This window comes from Streptomyces sp. CB03238 (assembly GCF_002099185.1).
Taxonomy (GTDB): Bacteria; Actinomycetota; Actinomycetes; order Streptomycetales; family Streptomycetaceae; genus Streptomyces.
Map to the genome: position 1 here is coordinate 192,791 of NZ_NBCN01000008.1, position 20,108 is coordinate 212,898.

Sequence of the window (20,108 nt, forward strand, 5' to 3'; positions counted from 1 at the left end):
ATGAGCAACATAGTTACTCGGCGGCTTCCGCGTCGTCGGCGTCCCGCGCGATCGCCGACAGCACGGTGTCCGGGTCGGCGTCCGGCGCGACGGCCTTGCCGATGTTCTTCTTGACGCTCTCGCTCACCTTCGCCCACGAGGTGTTGCCCACCGGGTACAGCTCGGAGGTGGGCAGTTCCTGCAGGAACGGCCACAGGTCCTTGTGCTTGGGGTCGGACCGCATCGCGGTGCTGGCGGTGGTGGTGACGGGGAGGATGTCGTACTGGTCGGAGAAGGCGAGCACGTTCTTGTCCTGGTACACGTAGTCCAGGAACGCGCCGATCTCCTTGCGGTGGCCGTTCTGCTTGAACGCCATCATCCAGTCGGCCACGCCCATCGCCGGCCTGGCTTCGCCGTTGGTGCTCGGCAGCGGGACCTTGCCGACGTCCACGCCGGCCTTCTCGGCGGCTTCCATCAGGGTGGGGTGGCCGTTGAGCATGCCGACGTCACCGCGTACGAAGGCGTCGAAGGCCTCCTGCCGGTCGAGTTCGGCGGGGGCGACGGGGCCGGTGAGCCCGGGTGCGACGAGGTTGTTCCTGAGCCAGGTGAAGGTGGCGACGTTCTCGCTGGAGTTGATCTCGTAGGAGAGGTTGCCGGGGTCGCGGTACCCGCCGCCGCCCGCCAGCATCCACATCATGGTCTCGGCCTGGGACTCCTCGGCGCCGAGCGGCAGCGCGAAGGGGTACGTCACGCCGTCGTCCTTGAGTTTGCGGGCGGCGTCGCGGATGTCGTCCCAGTTCTTCGGCGGCTTGGCGCCGGCCTTCTCGAACAGGCCCTTGTTGTAGAAGAGCAGCCGGGTGCTGGCCGCGAACGGCATGCCGTACTGGACGCGGTCGACCTTGCCGGCCTGGGTGAGGACGGGCAGGAAGTTGGCCTGGGTGGGGATGGGGAGCAGGTCGTCGACCTTGTAGAGCCGGTCGTCGGCGGCGTAGTCCGCGTACGCGCCGATCTGGGCGAGGTCGGGTGCCTGGCCGTTCTTGACCATCTCGGCGACTTCGCGGTCGACGTCCTTCCAGGACTTGACGTCGACGTCGACGGTGATGCCGGGGTGGGACTTCTCGAAGGAGCGGGCCAGTGTGTCCCAGTACTTCTGGGTGGTGTTGGCGTCGTTGCTGCCGTAGTCGGCGGCGACGAGCTTGAGGGTCACGTCCTCGTCCCCGGTGCCGGCTCCGCAGCCGGCCAGCGTCGCCGCCATGCTCAGTGCGGCTATCGCCGCGGTCAGTCCTACGTAGCGGCGCTGCACAACTCTTCCCCACCTGTTGGTTCTTGCCCGGGTGGTGATTTTCCCACAGAAGGGATGAGGTCTACACCACTGGGTATCGCTTCGGCAACGCTTGCCGCGTCGTGGGCGGCCGCGCGCCGCGCGACCCGGCAGGCTCGTACGGCATCCACGTCCCGCCCGGCCGAGTAGGAGCACACCGCGCATGTCTCGTACCGCAGCTGAGATCGCCACCCAGCCCACCTGCTGGCGCCGTGCCGCCGAGGCGGCCGCGTCGTTCGGGGAGGGGTTGCCGCGGCCGGGTGAGCGGGTCGCGGTGACGGGGTGCGGGACGTCGTGGTTCATGGCGATCGCGTACGCGGCGCTGCGGGAGGCGGCGGGGCAGGGCGAGACGGACGCGTACGCGTCGTCGGAGTTCCCGTTCTCGCGCGGGTACGACCGGGTCGTGGCGATCACCCGGTCGGGTACGACGACGGAGGTGCTGGACCTGCTGGGCGTCCTGCGGGGGCGCGGGGTGCCGACGCTGGCGCTGACGGCCGACCCGAAGACGCCGGTGATGGACGCGGCGGACGCGGTGGCGGTGCTGGACTGGGCGGACGAGGAGTCGGTGGTGCAGACCCGGTTCGCGACGACGGCGCTGGCGTTCCTGCGGGCCGCCCTGGGTGACGTACCGGGGGTGAAGCCGGTCGCGGAGGCGGCGGTGGACGCGGAGCTGGCGGTGACGGAGCCGCTGCCGGAGGCGGTGCTGGGGGCGGAGCAGTGGACGTTCCTGGGCCGGGGCTGGACGTACGGGCTGGCGCTGGAGGCGGGGCTGAAGATGCGGGAGGCGGCGGGCGCGTGGACGGAGGCGTACCCCGCGATGGAGTACCGGCACGGCCCGATCTCGATCACCGGTCCGGGGCGGGTGGCGTGGGTGTTCGGGGCGCTGCCGGAGGGGCTGGCGGGCGATGTGGCTCGGGTGGGCGGGACGCTGCACGCGCACGCGTCGGCGGACCCGATGGCGGACCTGGTCCGGGCACAGCGGCTGGCGGTGGCGCTGGCGGAGGGGAAGGGGTACGACCCTGATCGGCCGCGCAACCTGACGCGGAGCGTGATCCTGTCGTCGTGAAACCGTTTTGTATGCAGCGGCAACAATCCACGGAAGTGGACTAGACCTTTCACGGGTTCACGAGCGACACTGTCTCTTGTGAGACACGTCATCGCCCTCGATGTGGGCGGCACCGGGATGAAGGCCGCCCTGGTCGGAGCCGACGGGGCCCTGCTGTACGAGGCGCGCCGGGCGACCGGCCGGGAGCGCGGCCCCGACGCGGTCGTGGAGTCGATCCTCGGCTTCGCCGCCGAGCTGCTCGCCCACGGCCGCGAGCGGTACGGCACCGGTGCCGTCGCCGCCGGTGTCGCCGTGCCCGGCATCGTCGACCCGGACCGGGGCGTCGCGGTGTACGCGGCGAACCTCGGCTGGCGTGACGTACCGCTGCGTGCCCTGCTCGCGGAGCGGCTCGGCGGCCTGCCGGTCGCCCTCGGGCACGACGTCCGCACCGGCGGGCTCGCCGAGGGGCGCGTGGGCGCGGGCAAGGGCGCCGACCGGTTCCTGTTCGTGCCGCTGGGCACCGGCATCGCGGGCGCGATCGGCATCGGCGGCGCCATCGAGGCGGGCGCGCACGGGTACGCGGGCGAGATCGGCCACATCGTGGTGCGCCCCGGCGGCCCCGCGTGCGGCTGCGGGCAGCGCGGCTGCCTGGAGACGCTCGCCTCGGCCTCGGCCGTGTCGAGGGCCTGGGCGGTGGCGAGCGGTGATCCGGAGGCGGACGCGGCGGACTGCGCCAAGGCCGTCGAGTCGGGCGACGAGCGGGCCGTACGGGTGTGGGGGGACGCGGTCGACGCGCTCGCCGACGGGCTGGTCACCGCGCTCACCCTGCTGGACCCCCGCACGCTCATCATCGGTGGCGGTCTCGCCGAGGCCGGGGAAACGTTGTTCACACCCCTTCGGGCGGCCGTCGAGGAGCGCGTGACGTTCCAGAAGCTGCCCGCCATCGTGCCGGCGGCCCTCGGGGACACCGCCGGATGCCTGGGCGCGGGCCTGCTCGCCTGGGACCTACTCGCCAGTTCGGAGGTATCCGCCTGATGGCCGATCTGATGGCCGATCGCAAGGTTCTCGCCGGCGCCCGCGTGGTGCTGCCGACCGGGATCGTGGACAACGGGCGGGTGATCGTCGAGAACGGCCGTATCGCCGAGGTGACCCCTGCGGGGCCCGCCGCACCGGCCGGCCCGGCCCGGCCCACCGCCACGCCCGGCGCCCCCACGCGGCACGCCGCCCCGGGCGCCACCGGCCCGGGCGCCACCGGCCCGGGCGCCACCGGCCGCGCCCCGGCGCATGCCGAGGGCGGCGGCCGAGCCGCGGCCGGTGCCCACGCGGCAGGCGCACCCGGCCGGCCGGCCACATCCGGCACCGGCCCCGCCCAGGCGGCCGCCGAAGGCGGCGCCTCGACCGCCACGGGCGGCCCCCATGCCACAGGCGCACCCGACAGAGCGGGCCTGCCCGGCGGCGCGGCGGGCCCGGCTGGGCGAGCCGAACACGGCGGCGCCCACGAAGGTGTCGTCGACCTGACCGGGTACTGGGTCGTGCCCGGGTTCGTGGACATGCACAACCACGGCGGCGGCGGCGCGTCTTTCACGTCCGGGACCGTGGAGGAGGTCCTCCGGGGCGTCCACACGCACCGGCTGCACGGCACCACGACCGTCGTCGCCTCCACCGTCACCGGTGAGATGGACTTCCTCGCACACCGCGCGGGCGAGCTGTCGGAGCTGGCCGAGCAGGGCGACATCGCGGGCATCCACTTCGAGGGGCCGTTCATCTCGCCGTGCCGCAAGGGCGCCCACAGCGAGGCGCTGCTGCGCGACCCCGACCCGGCCGAGGTGCGCAAGCTGATCGACGCGGCGCGCGGCCACGCCAAGATGGTCACCCTCGCCACCGAGCTGCCCGGCGGCATCGACTCCGTACGCCTGCTGGCCGAGCACGGCGTCATCGCCGCGATCGGGCACACGGACGCCACGTACGAGCAGACGATCGAGGCGATCGACGCGGGCGCCACCGTCGCCACGCACCTCTACAACGCGATGCCGGCCCTCGGCCACCGCGCGCCCGGCCCGATCGCCGCGCTGCTGGAGGACGAGCGGGTCACGGTCGAGCTGATCAACGACGGTACGCACCTGCACCCGGCCGCCCTGGAACTGGCGTTCCATCACGCGGGCGCCGGGCGCGTCGCGTTCATCACGGACGCCATGGACGCGGCGGGCTTCGGCGACGGCGTGTACCACCTCGGCCCGCTGGAGGTGGAGGTCCGCGACGGCGTCGCCCGGCTGGTGGAGGGCGGCTCGATCGCGGGCTCCACGCTCACCCTCGACACCGCGTTCCGGCGGGCCGCGACCATCGACAGGCTGCCCGTCGAGTCGATCGTGCGGGCGGTGTCCGCCAACCCGGCGAAGCTGCTCGGCGTGTACGACAAGGTCGGCTCCCTGGAGCCGGGCAAGGACGCCGATCTGGTGGTCTTGGACGGGGAATTCACCCTGGTGGGCGTCATGCGTAAGGGCGAATGGGTGGTTGAGCCCCAACTGGGCTGATTTCTGATCGAATTACCGCAAGGCGGTTGGGCCAGGGGTCTGGGCCAACCGCCTCCGGTTTGGCATGATCAGGGCCCGAAAGCGCAAGCGAAGACGCCGGCATGTACGACTCGGGGGTGTTACGGGTGATCCTGACGGTCACGCTCAACACCGCGCTCGACATCACCTACCAGGTCGATGCCCTCACCCCCCACGCCTCGCACCGCGTCACCGACGTCGCCGAACGCCCCGGCGGCAAGGGCGTCAACGTCGCCCGCGTCCTCGCCGCACTCGGCCACGACACGGTGGTCACCGGCTTCGCGGGCGGCCCCACCGGCGACGTACTGCGCGCCCTGCTCGCGCCGCTGCCGGTACGCGACGCGCTCGTCCCGGTCGCCGGCACCACGCGCCGCACGGTCGCCGTCGTGGACGCCTCGACCGGCGACACCACCCAGCTCAACGAGCCGGGCCCGACACTCGACCCCGCCGACTGGTCGGCCTTCCTCCACGTGTACCAGGAGCTGGTACGGGACGCCGACGCCGTCGCCCTGTGCGGCAGCCTGCCGCCCGGCATCCACGTCGGCGCGTACGCGGAACTGGTGCGCCGCGCCCGCGCCGCGTCCGTCCCGGTCCTGCTGGACACCAGCGGCGAGCCGCTGCGGAGGGGCATCGCCGCCCGCCCCGACCTGGTCAAGCCCAACGCCGACGAGCTGGCCCGGCTCACCGGCGCCCGGGAGCCGCTGCGCGCCACGCGCGACGCCCGCCGCCGGGGCGCCCACGCCGTGGTCGCCTCGCTCGGCTCGGACGGGCTGCTGGCGGTCACCCCGGACAGCACCTGGCGGGCGGCCCCGCCGGCGCCCGTGAAGGGCAACCCGACCGGCGCGGGCGACTCGGCGGTGGCGGGCCTGCTGGCCGGCCTGGTCGAGGGCGCGGCGTGGCCGGAGCGGCTGGCGCGGGCGGTGGCCCTGTCGGCGGCGACGGTCCTGGCGCCGGCGGCGGGCGAGTTCGACATGACGACGTACCGGGAACTGCTTCCCCGGGTCACGGTGACGGAGCACGCCACGGCCGCTTGACGGACTCAACGGAGGTACCGCACATGCCCCTCGTCCCCACCGGCGAACTGATCGCCCGGGCCAGGTCCGCGCACGGCGCCGTCGCCGCGTTCAACGTCATCACCCTGGAGCACGCCGAGGCGATCGCGGCGGGGGCCGAACGGGTGGGGGAACCCGCGATCCTCCAGATCTCCGAGAACGCCGTGAGGTTCCACGGCGGCGACCTGTCCGCCGTCGCGGCCGCCGCTGCCGCCGTCGCCCGCGCGTCCGCCGCGCCGCTGGGCCTGCACCTGGACCATGTGGTCACCCCGGACCTGCTGCGCGCCGCGCACACCGAGGGCTTCGGCTCCGTGATGTTCGACGCGTCGAAACTCGGTTACGGCGACAACGTCAAGGCGACCGCCGAGGCCGCGCGGTGGGGCCACGAGCGGGGCATGTGGGTCGAGGCCGAGCTGGGCAAGGTCGGCGGCAAGGACGGCGAGCCGCCGCTGGACGCCCACACCCCGGGCGTCCGGACCGACCCGGCGGAGGCCGCCGCGTACGTGGCGGACACCGGCGTCGACGCGCTGGCCGTCGCGGTCGGCTCCACCCACGCGATGACTCGGCGCACCGCGGCCCTGGACCACGCCCTGATCGCCGCCCTGCGCGACGCCGTGCCCGTCCCGCTGGTCCTGCACGGCTCCTCGGGCGTCCCGGACGACGAGCTCCGCGCGGCGATCGCGGCCGGCATGACCAAGATCAACATCGGTACGGCCCTGAACACGGCCTTCACCGGCGCGGTGCGGGCGTTCCTGGACGCCGACCCGGACACCGTGGACCCGCGCAAGTACCTCGCCCCGGCGCGCGAGGCGATGACCGCGACGGTCGCCCACTTCCTCAAGGTCGTGGCCCAGCCAGGGGGCCGGCCGGCCGGGGACTAGCCGGCTCGGGGGCTAGCCGCTGACGTGGCCTTCCTTGAGCCAGACCTGGTCGAGGTAGGCCTCGCACTGGTTGCCCTCTTCGCACGACATCTTCATCGTGTTCACGCCCTTCTTGAGCGTGACCCAGGAGTAGGTCTTGGTCCAGCCCTTCTCCCAGTCGCCCTCCGCCGCGCGGGCGAAGTTGGACATGTTGATCTTGCGCGGCTGCTCGCCGTTGATCGACAGCGAGGTCTCGGCATCCTTGCCGGGCACGCCGTACGTCAGGAACAGCGTGTAGTCGCCGTCCTTCGGCACCTCCACCGTCCAGCTCGCGGAGCCGCCGGTGCCGTTGAACATCACGTACGCGCCGTCGGCGCCCTTCGCGCCCTTGACGTCCTTGCCCAGCGTCGCCGGGCCGCCCAGCTGGAGCGTCGCCGCGTCCTGCTTGGGCAGCTCGACCGGCTCCTCGGCGGGCTGCGAGGGCTTCGCCGTCGGGGATTCCTGTACGGAGGTCGCGGGCGCGGACTGGCCGGCGGTGGGCTCGCCCTTGTCCGAGCCGTTCGTCAGAACGGCGACCGTGATTCCGGTCACCACGACCGCGACGACCGCGATCGCGCCGATCAGCAGGCCCTTGGTGTTGGGGCCGCCACTCCGGCCACCGCCGCCGCGCTGCGGAGGCTGGGCCTGGGGAACCGGGCGGGTCCGGTCGCCGCCGCCACCCGGGTAGGTCTCGGGGGCCGCGTACTGGGGGCTCGGCTGGGCGTACTGCTGCTGGTACTGCTGCTGCGGCACCTGGGCGCCGCCGTACTGCCGCTCGCCGACCGCCCTGACCTGGTTGTACGACGTTCTGGGCACCCCCGGCTGAGCGGCCGGACCCGGGTAGCCGTAGCCGCCGCCCTGGCGCGGCGCCTGCGCGCCCGCCGCCTGTCCGTCCGCGTACAGGTAGCCGAACGGATCGTCGTCCTCGGGCGTGCCCGCGCCGTTGCCGTTATTACCGGCAGCCATCCCTGGTCACTCCTCATCCCTGCTCGCCAGCGGTCACCGACCCGGGCGAGCCTACCCCGAACGGCTCAGCCCGCCCGGCGGTGCACCTTCGAGCGGGAGCGCTTCTCGATGTACATGCGCTGGTCAGCGGAGTTCAGCACCTCTTCGACGGACATTCCGCACTCCGCCCAGCCGATCCCGAAACTGGCCCCCACGCGCACCGCGCGCCCGTCCACCCGGATCGGCGGAATGATCGCGTTGCGGAGGCGTACGGCCAGGTCGGCGGCGTCGGCCGCGCCGAGCCCGTCGGCGAGGACGACGAACTCGTCACCGCCGAGCCGGGCGACGGTGTCCCCGTCCCGCACCCCGACGGTCAGGCGGCGCGCCACCTCGATGAGCACGGCGTCACCGGTGTGGTGCCCGAACCGGTCGTTGATCGACTTGAAGCCGTCCAGGTCGCAGAAGAGGACGGCGAGGCCCTTCGTCCCGTCGTCGACCTCTCTGTCACCGGGGGGCGCGACGGCGTGCACATGGTGGTCGTACGCGCCGCCGTCCGCACTGGCGCCGAAGTCGAACCCGTCGCCCCGGTAGGCGTGCTCGCCGTACTCGTAGTCACCGCTGTCGTAGCTGTCGACCTCGTGCGTCCCGGCCGCCGTCGAGCGGACCGCGTGGGGGCGGGAGCAGAGCCGGGCGCTGAGGCGGGCGCGCAGCTCGGCGCTGTTGGGCAGGCCGGTCAGCGCGTCGTGCGAGGCGCGGTGGGCGAGCTGGAGCTCGTGGCGCTTGCGCTCCTCGATGTCCTCGACGTGGGTGAGGAGGAAGCGGGGCCCGTCGGCGGTGTCGGCGACCACCGAGTTGCGCAGCGACACCCACACGTACGTGCCGTCCCGGCGGGCCAGGCGCAGCTCGGCGCGGCCGCCCTCGGCGGAGGTGCGCAGCAGGGTGCCGATGTCCTCGGGGTGGACGAGGTCGGCGAAGGAGTACCGGCGCATCACGGAGGCGGGGCGGCCCAGCAGCCGGCACAGGGCGTCGTTGGCGCGCAGCAGCCGGCCGTGCTGGTCGCCGCCCATCTCGGCGATGGCCATGCCGGAGGGCGCGTACTCGAAGGCCTGGCGGAACGACTCTTCACTGGCGCGCAGCGCCTGCTGCTCCCGCTCCAGGCGGACCAGGGCGCGCTGCATATTGGCGCGGAGGCGGGCGTTACTGATCGCGATGGCCGCCTGGGAGGCGTACATCTGGAGCGCCTCCTGGCCCCAGGGGCCGGGGCGGCGGCCGTTGCGGGGCCGGTCGACGGAGATGACGCCGAGGAGCTCGCGGCCGCTGCCTGGGGGTCCCCCCGGGTGAGCGGAGCGAGCGCCGGGGGAGTACATGGGGGCGTAGAGGCGGTCGCGGGGGTGCCACTCGTCCTCGAAGCGGGGCTCGGGGCCGTCGGTGTGCCACTGGGGCACGTCGTCCTCTATCAGGACCCAGCCCTCGGTGTGCGGGATGAAGCGCAGCTCGCCCCAGGCCTCGCCCATGCTCAGGCGGCGCTCCCAGGAGGCGCGGGAGCCGACCCGGCCGGTGATGAGGGCTTCGGCGGCGGGGCTGCCGGCGAAGGCGGCGACGACCAGGTCACCGTCGGGACGGACGAGGTTCACACAGGCCAGCTCGTAGCCGAGTCCGGCGGTGACGCCGTCGGCGACGGTCTGCAGCGTGTCGGCCAGACTGCGGGCCGTGTTGAGGTTGGCGACGACCTGATGCAGCTGCCGCAGGGTCGCAAGACGGACGTACGGCTCCGACTCGGTCTCCATTGCTCGCTCTCCCCGAGACCTCGACAGCAACTCCAGGGTTCTCATCGGCGCTCGTGTTGCACTGTCACCGCCACTGAATCACAGCGAGCTGTGCCCCAGGTACACAGGGTCAACAAAACCTGCGCTCTGTGACTCAAGTCACAAAGGATGATGTTGGGTGCGGAAGGCGGCCGAACTGCGGGTGACCGGCCGCTGAACTTCTCGCGAACGCACAGTATGGGGCCACGGCCCGGTGTGGTCCTAGGACCCCGGGCTGGTCCCTTCGCCCGATGCGGGCGCGGCGGGGGCGGCGTTAGCGTTCCCGGTGTGCTGCCGACGACCACCCACCCTCCCGCCCCTGCCGTCCCTCATCCTGAGGGGGTGAGCAACGACGAGTTCCGGGCCGCGATGTCCCGGCTGACCGCCGGTGTGGTGCTGGTGACGGCCCACGACCCGGACGAGGGCCCCCGGGGCGAGGACGTCGGCATGACGGCGACGGCCTTCATGTCCGTGTCCCTGGACCCGCCCCTGGTGCTGGTGAGCCTCCGCAACGGCTCCCGCATGGACGACCTGCTGGCCGAGCAACCGCTGTGGGGCGTCTCGATCCTGTCGGATGGCCAGCGGCAGATCGCGGGCCGGTTCGCGATGAAGGGCCGCGTCAGCGACCGGCTGCTGTTCGCGGACATCACCACCACGCGCGGCGAGGCGAGCGGCGCGCTGCTGGTGGGCGGGTCGCTGGCGACCCTGGAGTGCCGCACGGAACAGCGCGTGGTGGCGGGCGACCACACCCTGGTCATCGCCCGGGTCCTCTCCGTCGCCTTCCCGAGCACCGACGGCGCGCCCCTCACCTACTTCAAGGGCAACTACCGCCACCTCTCCTGAACAGGGCCCGCTGCGCGCCAGACCCCGCCCCCGGCCGTTGTGGGCAGTCGTCCCGCCCACCCCCACCCCCGCCGTTGTGGGCAGCCGCCCCGCCCACCCCCACCCCCGCCGTTGTGGGCAGTCGTCCCGCAGGGCGGGACGGGTGGGCACAACGGCACGGGTGCGGCGCCCTTTCTCGGTGCCCCACGGGGCGGTGCCTGTTCCCGGTGCCCCCCAGGCGTGGTGCCCGAGCGGCGGCCACCGCCCGGTGCGTGGGGGGCGAGGCCCCTCCGGGCTCACCTCCTCGAGGCCGGCGGCCTTGGGCTACGACGGTTGGGAGCCGTTACGGAGCCGCCAACCTCTGCGGGGGCGACCCTGCACGGCCCCACCCCGGCCGGTGGCCGTCTGCGGGACGGTGGGGGACGGGGGCACGGCCCCACCCGCGCCGGAGGGCGGGTGCGGGACGTGGAAAGGGGCACGGCGCCGGACGGCGGGTCCGTCAGGACCAGTCGCGCGACGAGCGGCCCCGCTTCGTCTCGGCGCGCTGCTTCTTCTGCCGGAGGCGCCGTTCATTGATGCCGCGCGGGACCTTCGTCGCGCGCCGCGGCTTCGGCGGCGGGGCCGTCGCCTCGGCCAGCAGGGACGCCAGGCGCACCGCCGCCGTCTCGCGGTTGCGCCACTGCGAGCGGTGCTCGGAGGCTCGTACGGTGAGCACACCGCCCACGAGTCTGGACGCCAGCCGCTCCAGCGCGCGGTCCTTCCAGACCGGCGGCAGCGCCTCCGTACGTGCCAGGTCGAAGCGCAGCTCCACCTGGGAGTCGCTGGTGTTGACGTGCTGCCCGCCCGGCCCGGACGATCTGGAGAAACGCCACATGAGCTCGGCCTCCGGCAGGGAGACCGAACCGCGGATGACATAGGGACCGGACATGTCCTCCATGGTCCCTGTCCGGACACGGTCACGTCACCCCGTTTTCCGTTCATGGAACCAGGTCGGGGTGTGGCACGTTATCCCGTACGACGTACGGACGACGAAAGGGACTTTCCATGGCTGTAAGCCTGTCCAAGGGCGGCAACGTCTCGCTGACCAAGGAGGCGCCGGGTCTGACCGCCGTCACTGTGGGCCTCGGCTGGGACGTCCGTACCACCACGGGTACCGACTTCGACCTCGACGCCTCGGCGATCGGCGTCGACGCCGCAGGCAAGGTCGCCTCGGACGCGCACTTCGTGTTCTTCAACAACAAGTCCACCCCGGACCAGACCATCGTCCACACCGGTGACAACCGCACCGGCGAGGGCGGCGGCGACGACGAGCAGATCAATGTGAACCTGGCGGGCCTGCCGGCCAACGTCGACAAGATCGTCTTCCCGGTCTCCATCTACGACGCGGTCAACCGCTCGCAGAACTTCGGCCAGGTCCGCAACGCCTACATCCGGATCGTCAACCAGGCCGGCGGCGCCGAGATCGCCCGCTACGACCTGAGCGAGGACGCCGCGACCGAGACCGCCATGGTCTTCGGCGAGCTGTACCGCAATGGCGCCGAGTGGAAGTTCCGCGCGGTCGGCCAGGGCTACGCCTCCGGCCTGGAGGGCATCGCCCGCGACTTCGGCGTGAACATCTGACACGCGTAGCACCGTGGCGGCCCCGGCGTCGAACGCCGGGGCCCTACTGTTTCCGCATGATCGTCGAACCGCTGGAGGTCGGCGAGGACGGCGCCCTGCCCGGCCCGCTCCTCACCGAGCTCACCGAGCTGTACGCGTCCAACCGGGAGTTCCAGCAGCTCAGCGGGGACTTCCCGGACCCCGACGACATCCGGTCCGAGCAGGTCGCCGCCTCGCTCGCCGAGGAGCTGTCCCACCCGGACACCGAAGTGCTGCTGGCCCGTTCGGCGGGGCACGTCATCGGTGTGTCGGTGACCCGTTCCCACCACCCCGAGGACCCCGACGACCCCGACCCCTGGATCGGCCTGCTGATGGTGCACGCCCGTGACCACCGGGTGGGCTTCGGCCGCGAGCTGGCGGAGATCGTGGAGAAGCGCTTCCGGGCGCTGGGCAGGCAGGGCGTGAAACTCGCCGTGCTGGAGAACAACGAGAGGGCCATCGCCTTCTGGTCCGCCCTCGGCTACGAGGAGATCGGCCGCCGCCCGGACCGGCGGCGCGGCCGTGACTGCGTCGTCATGCGGAAGGGTCTGTAGGGCGGCCTTCGCCGTACAGATAGGTGTCCCACAACGTGGTGAGGTCCTCGCCCGCTTCCTCTTCCACGTAGCTGACGAAGTCCTCCGTCGAGGCGTTGGCGTGCCGGTGCTCCGCCGCCCAGCCGCGCAGGATGGCGAAGAAGGTGTCGTCGCCGACGGTCTGGCGGATCTTGTGCAGGACCATCGCGCCCCGGCCGTACACGGGCGGTCCCGAGATGTCGGCGGCCGTGGGCGGGTCGGCGGGCGGGAACGCCCAGTTCTCGTCGTCGGCGAACGCCTCGTCGAAGCTCTCCTGGGCGGGCTTGTCCGCGAAGTCCTCGGCGTACAGCCACTCCGCGTAGGTCGCGAAGCTCTCGTTCAGCCACATGTCCCGCCAGGACTCGGGCGAGACGGAGTTGCCGTACCACTGGTGGGCCAGTTCGTGCACGAGTGTGGAGACGTCGAAGGTGTTCTTGTCGAAGAACGGTCTGCTCTGGGTCTCCAGCGCGTACTGGACGTCGATCAGCGGGTCGACGATCGCGCCGGTGGACGCGAAGGGGTAGGGGCCGAATCTCTCTGCTTCCCACGCCAGTAGCTCGGGGATCCTGGCGAGGAGGGGCGGGTTTCCCCGGGCCGCGGTGTGGACGGGGAGGCCGTCCGGGGTGCGGGAGGTCTTCGTCTCGTACCGGCCGATGGCGAGCGTCGCGAGGTAGCTCGCCATCGGTTCGGTGGAGCGCCAGGTGAAGGTGGTGCGGTCGCCGCTGGGCCGGTGGGTCGTCAGTTCGCCGTTGGAGATGGCCTTGAGGCCGTTGGGGACGGTGACGGTGAGGGCGTACGTGGCCTTGTCGGAGGGGTGGTGGTTGCCGGGGAACCAGGCCGTGGAGCCGGTCGGCTCGCCGAGCGCGACCGCCCCGTCGGCGGTCCTCAGCCACCCTTCGCGCGCCCCTTCCGCGTCGGTGATGGTGACCGGCGTACCGGAGTAGCGGATGACCGTACGGAAGGTGTCGCCGCTCTTCAGGTCGGCGCCGGGGCGGAGCGTGACCTCCGTGCCGGAGCGGTGGACGGTGGCGGGCGTGCCGTCGACGGTGGCGCCGTGGACGGTGAGGCCGGTGAGGTCGAGGTTGAAGGCGCTGAGGGTCTGGGTGGCGCGGGCGGTGATGTCGGCGGTGCCGGTGAGGCGGCCGGTGCGCGGCTCGTAGTCGAGGGTCAGGGCGTAGTGGCGTACGTCGTAGCCGCCGTTGCCGAGCTCGGGGAAGTACGGGTCGCCCAGTCCGGCCGCGCCCGGCTCGCCGCCGCCGTCGTCGGTGCAGCCGGTGAGGGCTGTGGCGAGGAGCAGGGCGACGGCGGCGAGGGCTCGGGAGCGGCGTAGGTCCACTCCATGATCGTATGGGCGGGATGGGCGCTTCAGCGGGTGAGCGCGGCCACACCCGCCTGGGCGAACTTCTCGTCCAGGGCGCCGCTGGGCGCACCGGCCACGCCGATGCCGGCGATGGGCGCGCCCTTGGTGGTGACGGGGGCGCCGCCTGCGAGGAACAGGGTGCCGGGGATGTCCTTGAGGTTCGGGGCGGTCTCCAGGCGCTTGGCCAGCTCGGAGGTCGGGGCGTTCCAGGACACGGCGGTGAACGCCTTGCGGATGGCCGACTCGTAGGACTGCGGGCCGGCGCCGTCGCCGCGGAGGGTGACGACGGTGTTGCCGTTGCGGTCGACGACGGCGACCGTGACGCGCTGGTTCTCGGCCTCGGCGGCGTCCAGCGTGGCCTGCGCGGCCCGGGTGGCGGCGTCGATCGTCAGGTGCGTGGACTGCGTCAGGTCGCGGGGGTGGGCGGTGTCGGCGGCGACGGTGGCGGGCGCCTGGGCGGGCTCGGCGGCGTTGGCGGACATGGCGCCGAAGGTGCCGGCGCCGAGCGCGGCGGCGGCGACGGTGCCGGTCAGGAGGCGGGCGCGCAGCGACATCTTGTTCTTGGTGTGCTTCGTCATGTCTTCGATCGTGGGGGCGGAGTGGGGGGTGGTGGGTCAGCCGATCGGTTGATGCCGGGGTGGCCGGGGCGGGTGAGGATGGGACCGGGAAATCCCGTACGAGGAGTGGTGGACGTGGAGCACGACCCCGACGCCCGCTGGCTGGCCCGGGTGATGCACGCCGCGTTCTTCGCGCTGCTGGGTGCCTCGCTGGCGCGGTTCCTGCTGCGGCACCCGTGGCTGGACCTGGGCCCGTGGGTGGTGGCGCTGTCGGCGGCGCTCGCGGTGTTGTACGTGCTCCCGGCCCGGCGTCGGCTGGTGTGGCTGTGCACGGTCGTCGCGGTGTGGGTGGTGCTGGTGGTGCTGGCACCGAGCTTCGCGTGGTGCGCGGTCCCGTTGCTCTACACCGGGCTGCGTACGCTGCCGGCGCGCGCCGCGCTCGTGCTGGTCGCCCTGCTGACGGTGTTCGTCGTGGCCGCCCAGCTCCAGCTGGCGGAGGGGGAGCTGGACCCGAACCTGCTGGTCGCCCCGCCCGCCGTGGCGGCGATCGCCACCGCCGTGTTCGTGCACGCCCAGCGGCAGGCGGAGCGGCTGGCCGCCACCGAGCGCCGCGAGGGCACTCTCGCGGAACGGCAGCGGCTGTCGATGGAGATCCACGACAGTCTCACCCAGGGCCTGTCCAGCCAGCGGATGCTGCTCCAGGCCGCCGACCGGACGTGGGACAGCGACCCGGCGGCGGCCCGCCGCCATGTGCGTACCGCCGCGTCGATCGCCGAGCACAGCCTGGCCGAGGCCCGCCGGTTCGTGCACGACCTGGCGCCCGCCGGCCTCGCCGAGGGCGGCGGCGTGGAGCAGGCGCTGCGCGCCCTGGCCGCCCGCGAGTCGGCCGGGTGCCCGGTCGGCTTCCGGGTCGACGGCCCGCCGGTCGCCCTGCCGGAGCGGGTGCAGTCGGCGCTGCTGCGGATCGCGCAGGGCGCCCTGGCGAACGTGGGCGAGCACGCGCGTGCCACGTCGGCCGCGCTGACTCTCACGTACCTGGACGATCAGGTCGTCCTGGACATCGCCGACGACGGGCGGGGCTTCGAGCCCGGGGCGGCCGTGCCGTCCTCCGGCGTACGCGGCCACGGGCTGCCGGCGATCCGGGCGCGTGCCGAGCAGCTCGGCGGCACCCTGACCGTCGAGTCCGCGCCCGGCGAGGGCACGGTCCTGTCCGTATCGATCCCCCTGGAGACCCCGTGACGGTACGCATCCTGCTGTGCGACGACCACGCCGTCGTACGCGCCGGGCTCCTCGCGCTCCTCGGCAGCGCGCCGGGTATCGAGGTCGTCGGGGAGGCGGGCAGCGGTGAGGAGGCCGTCGCGATGGCCGCCAAGCTGAAGCCGGACGTCGTCCTCATGGACCTCCAGCTGGGCCCCGGTATCGACGGCGTGGAGGCCACGCGCCGTATCGCCTCGCCGGACGTCCGGGTGCTGGTCCTCACCACGTACGACACGGACGCCGACGTCACCCGGGCGATCGGCGCGGGCGCCACCGGCTACCTGCTGAAGGCGGAGCGCCCGGAGGAACTGTTCGCCGCCATCCACGCCGCCGCCGAGGGTCGCACCGCCTTGTCCGCCCCGGTCGCCGTCCGCCGTACGGCCGTCCCCGCGCTCACGGCCCGCGAGCTCGACATCCTGGGCCAGCTCGCGCGCGGCCTGGGCAACCGAGAGATCGCCCGGGCGCTGTTCATCAGCGAGGCGACGGTGAAGACCCATCTGGGCCGCATCTACACCAAGCTGGGCGTCGACACGCGGGCGGGCGCGGTGGCGGTGGCGAAGGAACAGCGCCTGCTGCCGTGACGTGCGGGATCAGAACCCGCTGGTGTCGATCTCAAAGCCGAGGGGGTCGGGCAGGGGGACGGTCTGCGAAGACGTGTACTTCTCCTGACGCGTGTACGAGTCGCCCTCGGGCTTGGAGTACACGAAGATCGCGCCGCCCTCCACCTGCCGGTCGATGAGCAGGTACACGGGGATTCCGGCGCGGGCGTAGCCGAGGATCTTCTTGGCACGGTCGTTGGCGGCGGTGGAGCGGGAGGTGACCTCGCAGACGAGCAGCACCCCGGAGGGATCGTGGTAGTACGCCTCTGGGGCGATGCTGCCCCTCAGCGCGATCACAAAGTCCGGCTCGACGTGTCCGGTCCGGGAGGCGCCGGGGAGGTTGAGACCAATCCCTGTGTAGGTCAGGAGCCGATTGTCAGGCAGCTTGGGGATCACCTGACGGTTCATCTCGGACAGGATCGTCTCATTCTCGCCATTGGGCGGAGGCGTCACGTGAATGTCCCCTTCGATCAATTCCACGCGCCACCCCTCCGGGGCGACCGCATTGAACACGTCGAAGGCCTTTCCCACGTCCAGGCACGGCACCGTCCCGCTGAGTGCCCTCAGCGGGACCCAGTGGTCGGAGTCATCGTCCTCGGCGTGGTACAGCTCGGGACCGGGCTCCGGCTCATCCACCAGACGGGCCCTTCGCCTGTTCCTCTCGTGGTCGTACTCGTACTGCTCGTAGTCGTACTCGTACTCGGGAACGGGCAGCGCCACCGTGGCCTCCTTCGCTCAACGCGACACTGTCAGCGCATGCCCCACCGCCGCTCCGGGATCCCGAGCCCATTCATCAGAACGTGTGCGCGGTGACGTTTCCGCAGGTGGCGTGACACCATCGACCACGTGCTCGACATCGGTTACTCCCTCTCCCGCCGCTTCCCGGACCCGCCGCAGACGGACTACCGCCACGCGGACGTCCACGCGCTGCGGCACGACCTGTTCTGCGGGGATGTGTACGTCGCCGACGCCAAGGCCGACCGTGAGGTGTCCACAGCCTGGGGATGGGTGCCGGTCCTCGACTTCGCGTGGGCGCTGTGCGACATCGTCGAGCGGCTCGACCGCGACCCGCGCGGCAGCCGGTCGGCGCGGCCGCAGTACGCGGAGCTGGACTTCACGGAGTCCACGGACCGGATGCTGTTCGAGCGCCGCTTCGGCTGGGTGGACGTCGAGGCCGACTGGATGCCCGCCGAGGAACCCCCGCTCACGTTCAGCCACGCGGCCCTGCGCCGGGAGGCGCGCGACTTCCTCCACGACCTGATCGCCGACCTCACGGACATGCACGACGGCCTCGCCGACAACCCGGCGATCTGGACCCTCCAGTCCCGCTTCCCGCGCCTGCCCTGACGTCCGCCGCCCTGGATGTCACACCCGGGCCCCCGCTCACCGTCCTCCCTGAGAGAGCACCACGCACCCTCCCGGGAGGAACTCCATGCCCACCCGCATCACCGTCATCGGCGGCGGCTTCGCCGGCCTCACCGCCGCCATCACCGCCGCCGAGGCGGGAGCCAAGGTCACCGTCCACGAGGCCCACCGCACCCTCGGCGGGCGGGCCCGTACCGCCGAAGGCCCGTACCGCACCAACGACGGCCCCCACGCCCTCTACCGCCGCGGCCCGCACTGGTCCTGGCTACGGCAGCGCGGCCTGCTGGGCCCCGTGGCCGCCGTCCCGCCGCGCGAGGCCGCCCGCTTCCGCTTCCACCTGGACGGCGAGCTGCGCCGCACCCCGCCCCTGGGCATGCTGCGGCTGGCGCGCCGCAGGCCCGAACACGCCCCGGTGGACACCGACTTCGCCACCTGGGCATCCTGCCCCGCCGCCCGCGCCGCCGCGCACTACGCGAGCGTCGCGCTGTTCCACCACGACCCCGGCTCCCTCTCCGCCCGCTTCGTGCAGGAACGGCTCCGCCGGGCCACCTCCCTGCCGCCCGAGGCCACCTATCCGCGCGGCGGCTGGGGCGAGGTCATCGACCGGATGGCCGCACACGCCTGGAACCTGGGCGTACGCATCGAGACCTCCGCCCGCGTGGACGCCCTGCCCGGCCGCGACGGCCCCGTCATCGTCGCCACCTCCCTCGACGCCGCCCGCCGTCTGCTGAAGGACCCGAGCCTGACCTGGCCCAGCGGCCGCACCGTCCTGCTCGACCTCGCCCTGCGGTCCCACAAGAAGGATCCGTTCGTGGTCTCCGACCTGGACGCCCCCGGCTGGCTGGAAAGGTTCACCGCCCAGGACGCCTCCCTCGCCCCGGCGGGCGAGACGCTGCTCCAGGGCCAGTTCCCGATCGCCCCGCACGAGTCGAAGGCGGACGGCGTCGCCCACGCCGAGCGCCTGCTCGACCAGGGGTTCCCCGGCTGGCGCGAGCGCACCCTGTGGCGCCGCGAGGCGCTCGCCAACGGCCGTACGGGAGCGGTCGACCACCCGGGCACGACCTGGAGGGACCGGCCGGCCATCGACCGCGGCGACGGCGTCCTCCTGGCGGGCGACCAGGTCGCCGCGCCCGGCGTACTGACGGAGGTGTCGTTCACCAGCGCCATCGGCGCGGCGACGCTCGCGCTCCACGCCGCGCGCCTTGACCTCAAGCACGCTTGAGGTTGAAAGCTCTTCTCCGTACCCCGCAGCAGAGGAGAGCCCACCATGCACGCCATCCGCCTCCACGCCTTCGGCCCCGCCGAGAACCTCACCTACGAGGAGACCCCCGACCCCACCCCGGCCCCCGGCCAGGTCCGCATCGCCGTCACCGCGGCGGGCGTGCACCTCCTCGACACCGCGCTGCGCCAGGGCATGACCGGCCCGTACCCCGCCCCCGTCGAGCTGCCCACCCTCCCCGGCCGCGAGGTCGCCGGCACGGTGGACGCGCTCGGCGAGGGCACCGACCCCGCCTGGCTCGGCAGGCGCGTCGTCGCCCACCTCGGCATGGCCCCCGGGGGCTACGCCGAGCTCGCCGTCGTCGACGCCGCCCGGCTCCACGAGATCCCGCCCGCCCTCGACGACGCCCAGGCCGTCGCCATGATCGGCACCGGCCGCACCACCCTGGGCATCCTGCAGTTCACCGACCTCGGCCCGGACAGCGTCGCCCTGGTCACCGCGGCGGCCGGCGGCATCGGCACCCTCCTCGTCCAGTACGCCAAGAACGCCGGCGCCACCGTCATCGGCCTGGCCGGCGGCCCCGCCAAGGCCGCCCGCGTCCGGGCCAACGGCGCCGGCCTCGCCGTCGACTACACCCTCCCGGACTGGCCGGACCAGGTCCGCGCGTACCTCGGCGACCGGCACGCCACCGTGGTCTTCGACGCCGTCGGCGGCGAAACCGGCCGCGCCGCCGTCGGCCTCCTCGGCAAGGGCGGACAGCACGTCGTCTTCGGCTGGGCGGGCGAGGGCGCGCACGACGGTGAGCCGCTCACCTTCACCGACGACGAGCTCGCCGCCCGCGGCATCACCTCCGTCAACGTCCTGGGCCCGGCCATGCTCCAGAAGGCCGGCGGAGACGTACGCACCCTGGAACTCCGCTCCCTCGCCGATGCCGCCGCCGGCCGCCTCCGCCCCGCCGTCCAGCGCTTCCCGCTCGCCGAAGCGGCCGCCGCCCACCGCGCCCTGGAGACCCGCGCCACGATGGGCAAGGTGGTCCTGGTCCCCTGACCCCGCCGGGTGAACCGGCGTAACGGAACCGGCGCAGTCCCCGCGTGGGGCAAACCCCCGCGGCACGCGGCTCCCGC

20 protein-coding genes are annotated in these 20,108 nt (G+C 73.0%); 13 read left to right on the forward strand and 7 right to left on the reverse strand.

Annotated features, from left to right (window positions below; all coding sequences use genetic code 11):
- Positions 1 to 13: 13 nt before the first annotated feature.
- Positions 14 to 1,234, reverse strand: a complete 1,221-nt coding sequence (locus tag BKD26_RS16860; RefSeq protein ID WP_084898729.1) for an extracellular solute-binding protein — start codon at positions 1,232 to 1,234, stop codon at positions 14 to 16.
- Between the two features lie 229 nt (positions 1,235 to 1,463).
- Here BKD26_RS16860 and BKD26_RS16865 point away from each other — a divergent pair, with 229 nt between their 5' ends.
- From BKD26_RS16865 to BKD26_RS16885, 5 genes are all read left to right on the forward strand, one after another.
- Positions 1,464 to 2,366: an SIS domain-containing protein gene (locus BKD26_RS16865; RefSeq protein WP_084898730.1), complete on the forward strand. Its 903-nt coding sequence runs from the start codon at positions 1,464 to 1,466 to the stop codon at positions 2,364 to 2,366.
- Between the two features lie 78 nt (positions 2,367 to 2,444).
- Entirely contained in the window at positions 2,445 to 3,380 is a 936-nt protein-coding gene (locus BKD26_RS16870; protein ID WP_084898732.1) for an ROK family protein, read from the forward strand.
- Positions 3,380 to 4,876 carry an N-acetylglucosamine-6-phosphate deacetylase gene (gene nagA / locus BKD26_RS16875; protein WP_241518692.1) on the forward strand — a complete coding sequence of 499 codons (1,497 nt, stop codon included), beginning with the start codon at positions 3,380 to 3,382 and terminating at the stop codon, positions 4,874 to 4,876. Before BKD26_RS16870 ends, nagA begins: the two co-directional genes overlap by 1 nt.
- 125 nt (positions 4,877 to 5,001) lie before the next feature.
- Complete coding sequence (locus tag BKD26_RS16880; protein WP_084898923.1) at positions 5,002 to 5,928, forward strand: 1-phosphofructokinase family hexose kinase; 927 nt, start codon at positions 5,002 to 5,004, stop codon at positions 5,926 to 5,928.
- Positions 5,929 to 5,951: 23 nt separating this feature from the next.
- Positions 5,952 to 6,827, forward strand: coding sequence for a class II fructose-bisphosphate aldolase (locus BKD26_RS16885; protein WP_084898734.1), 876 nt, complete (start codon positions 5,952 to 5,954; stop codon positions 6,825 to 6,827).
- Positions 6,828 to 6,839: 12 nt separating this feature from the next.
- Here the strand turns inward: BKD26_RS16885 and BKD26_RS16890 are convergent, their stop codons facing one another.
- Both BKD26_RS16890 and cdgB read right to left on the reverse strand, forming a co-directional pair.
- The gene (locus BKD26_RS16890; protein WP_084898736.1) at positions 6,840 to 7,811 is read right to left on the reverse strand and encodes a carbohydrate-binding protein; all 972 of its coding nucleotides are present in this window, start codon (positions 7,809 to 7,811) and stop codon (positions 6,840 to 6,842) included.
- 65 nt (positions 7,812 to 7,876) lie between these two features.
- A complete protein-coding gene (gene cdgB, locus BKD26_RS16895; RefSeq protein WP_084898738.1) occupies positions 7,877 to 9,577 on the reverse strand; it encodes a diguanylate cyclase CdgB in 1,701 nt (566 codons plus the stop codon).
- A 306-nt stretch (positions 9,578 to 9,883) separates the two neighbouring features.
- On the opposite strand from cdgB, the gene BKD26_RS16900 reads away from it, so the two are divergent.
- Positions 9,884 to 10,438, forward strand: coding sequence for a flavin reductase family protein (locus tag BKD26_RS16900; RefSeq protein ID WP_241518693.1), 555 nt, complete (start codon positions 9,884 to 9,886; stop codon positions 10,436 to 10,438).
- A 478-nt stretch (positions 10,439 to 10,916) separates the two neighbouring features.
- Here BKD26_RS16900 and arfB read toward each other — a convergent pair whose 3' ends face one another.
- The gene (gene arfB, locus BKD26_RS16905) at positions 10,917 to 11,354 is read right to left on the reverse strand and encodes an alternative ribosome rescue aminoacyl-tRNA hydrolase ArfB (RefSeq protein ID WP_084898742.1); all 438 of its coding nucleotides are present in this window, start codon (positions 11,352 to 11,354) and stop codon (positions 10,917 to 10,919) included.
- A gap of 107 nt (positions 11,355 to 11,461) precedes the next feature.
- Here arfB and BKD26_RS16910 point away from each other — a divergent pair, with 107 nt between their 5' ends.
- Both BKD26_RS16910 and BKD26_RS16915 read left to right on the forward strand, forming a co-directional pair.
- Positions 11,462 to 12,037 carry a TerD family protein gene (locus tag BKD26_RS16910; protein ID WP_073757222.1) on the forward strand — a complete coding sequence of 192 codons (576 nt, stop codon included), beginning with the start codon at positions 11,462 to 11,464 and terminating at the stop codon, positions 12,035 to 12,037.
- 56 nt (positions 12,038 to 12,093) lie between these two features.
- Positions 12,094 to 12,609: a GNAT family N-acetyltransferase gene (locus tag BKD26_RS16915; protein WP_084898744.1), complete on the forward strand. Its 516-nt coding sequence runs from the start codon at positions 12,094 to 12,096 to the stop codon at positions 12,607 to 12,609.
- On the opposite strand, the gene BKD26_RS16920 is transcribed toward BKD26_RS16915, so the two are convergent.
- Positions 12,590 to 13,924 carry a M1 family metallopeptidase gene (locus tag BKD26_RS16920; RefSeq protein WP_241518704.1) on the reverse strand — a complete coding sequence of 445 codons (1,335 nt, stop codon included), beginning with the start codon at positions 13,922 to 13,924 and terminating at the stop codon, positions 12,590 to 12,592. The genes BKD26_RS16915 and BKD26_RS16920 overlap by 20 nt on opposite strands.
- Positions 13,925 to 13,992: 68 nt before the next feature.
- Complete coding sequence (locus BKD26_RS16925) at positions 13,993 to 14,565, reverse strand: heme-binding protein (RefSeq protein WP_084898748.1); 573 nt, start codon at positions 14,563 to 14,565, stop codon at positions 13,993 to 13,995.
- A 78-nt stretch (positions 14,566 to 14,643) separates the two neighbouring features.
- Between BKD26_RS16925 and BKD26_RS16930 the strand changes: the two genes are divergently transcribed.
- Both BKD26_RS16930 and BKD26_RS16935 read left to right on the forward strand, forming a co-directional pair.
- A complete protein-coding gene (locus BKD26_RS16930; protein WP_241518694.1) occupies positions 14,644 to 15,783 on the forward strand; it encodes a sensor histidine kinase in 1,140 nt (379 codons plus the stop codon).
- Positions 15,780 to 16,382, forward strand: coding sequence for a response regulator transcription factor (locus tag BKD26_RS16935; RefSeq protein WP_084898752.1), 603 nt, complete (start codon positions 15,780 to 15,782; stop codon positions 16,380 to 16,382). Before BKD26_RS16930 ends, BKD26_RS16935 begins: the two co-directional genes overlap by 4 nt.
- Before the next feature lie 9 nt (positions 16,383 to 16,391).
- Here the strand turns inward: BKD26_RS16935 and BKD26_RS16940 are convergent, their stop codons facing one another.
- Positions 16,392 to 17,120: a Uma2 family endonuclease gene (locus BKD26_RS16940; protein WP_084898754.1), complete on the reverse strand. Its 729-nt coding sequence runs from the start codon at positions 17,118 to 17,120 to the stop codon at positions 16,392 to 16,394.
- Positions 17,121 to 17,246: 126 nt separating this feature from the next.
- On the opposite strand from BKD26_RS16940, the gene BKD26_RS16945 reads away from it, so the two are divergent.
- The 3 genes from BKD26_RS16945 (at position 17,247) to BKD26_RS16955 (ending at position 20,031) form a co-directional block, all read left to right on the forward strand.
- The gene (locus BKD26_RS16945; protein ID WP_084898755.1) at positions 17,247 to 17,747 is read left to right on the forward strand and encodes a hypothetical protein; all 501 of its coding nucleotides are present in this window, start codon (positions 17,247 to 17,249) and stop codon (positions 17,745 to 17,747) included.
- Between the two features lie 85 nt (positions 17,748 to 17,832).
- Positions 17,833 to 18,987, forward strand: coding sequence for an NAD(P)-binding protein (locus BKD26_RS16950; protein ID WP_084898757.1), 1,155 nt, complete (start codon positions 17,833 to 17,835; stop codon positions 18,985 to 18,987).
- A 45-nt stretch (positions 18,988 to 19,032) separates the two neighbouring features.
- Entirely contained in the window at positions 19,033 to 20,031 is a 999-nt protein-coding gene (locus tag BKD26_RS16955; RefSeq protein ID WP_084898759.1) for a zinc-binding dehydrogenase, read from the forward strand.
- Positions 20,032 to 20,108: the final 77 nt, after the last annotated feature.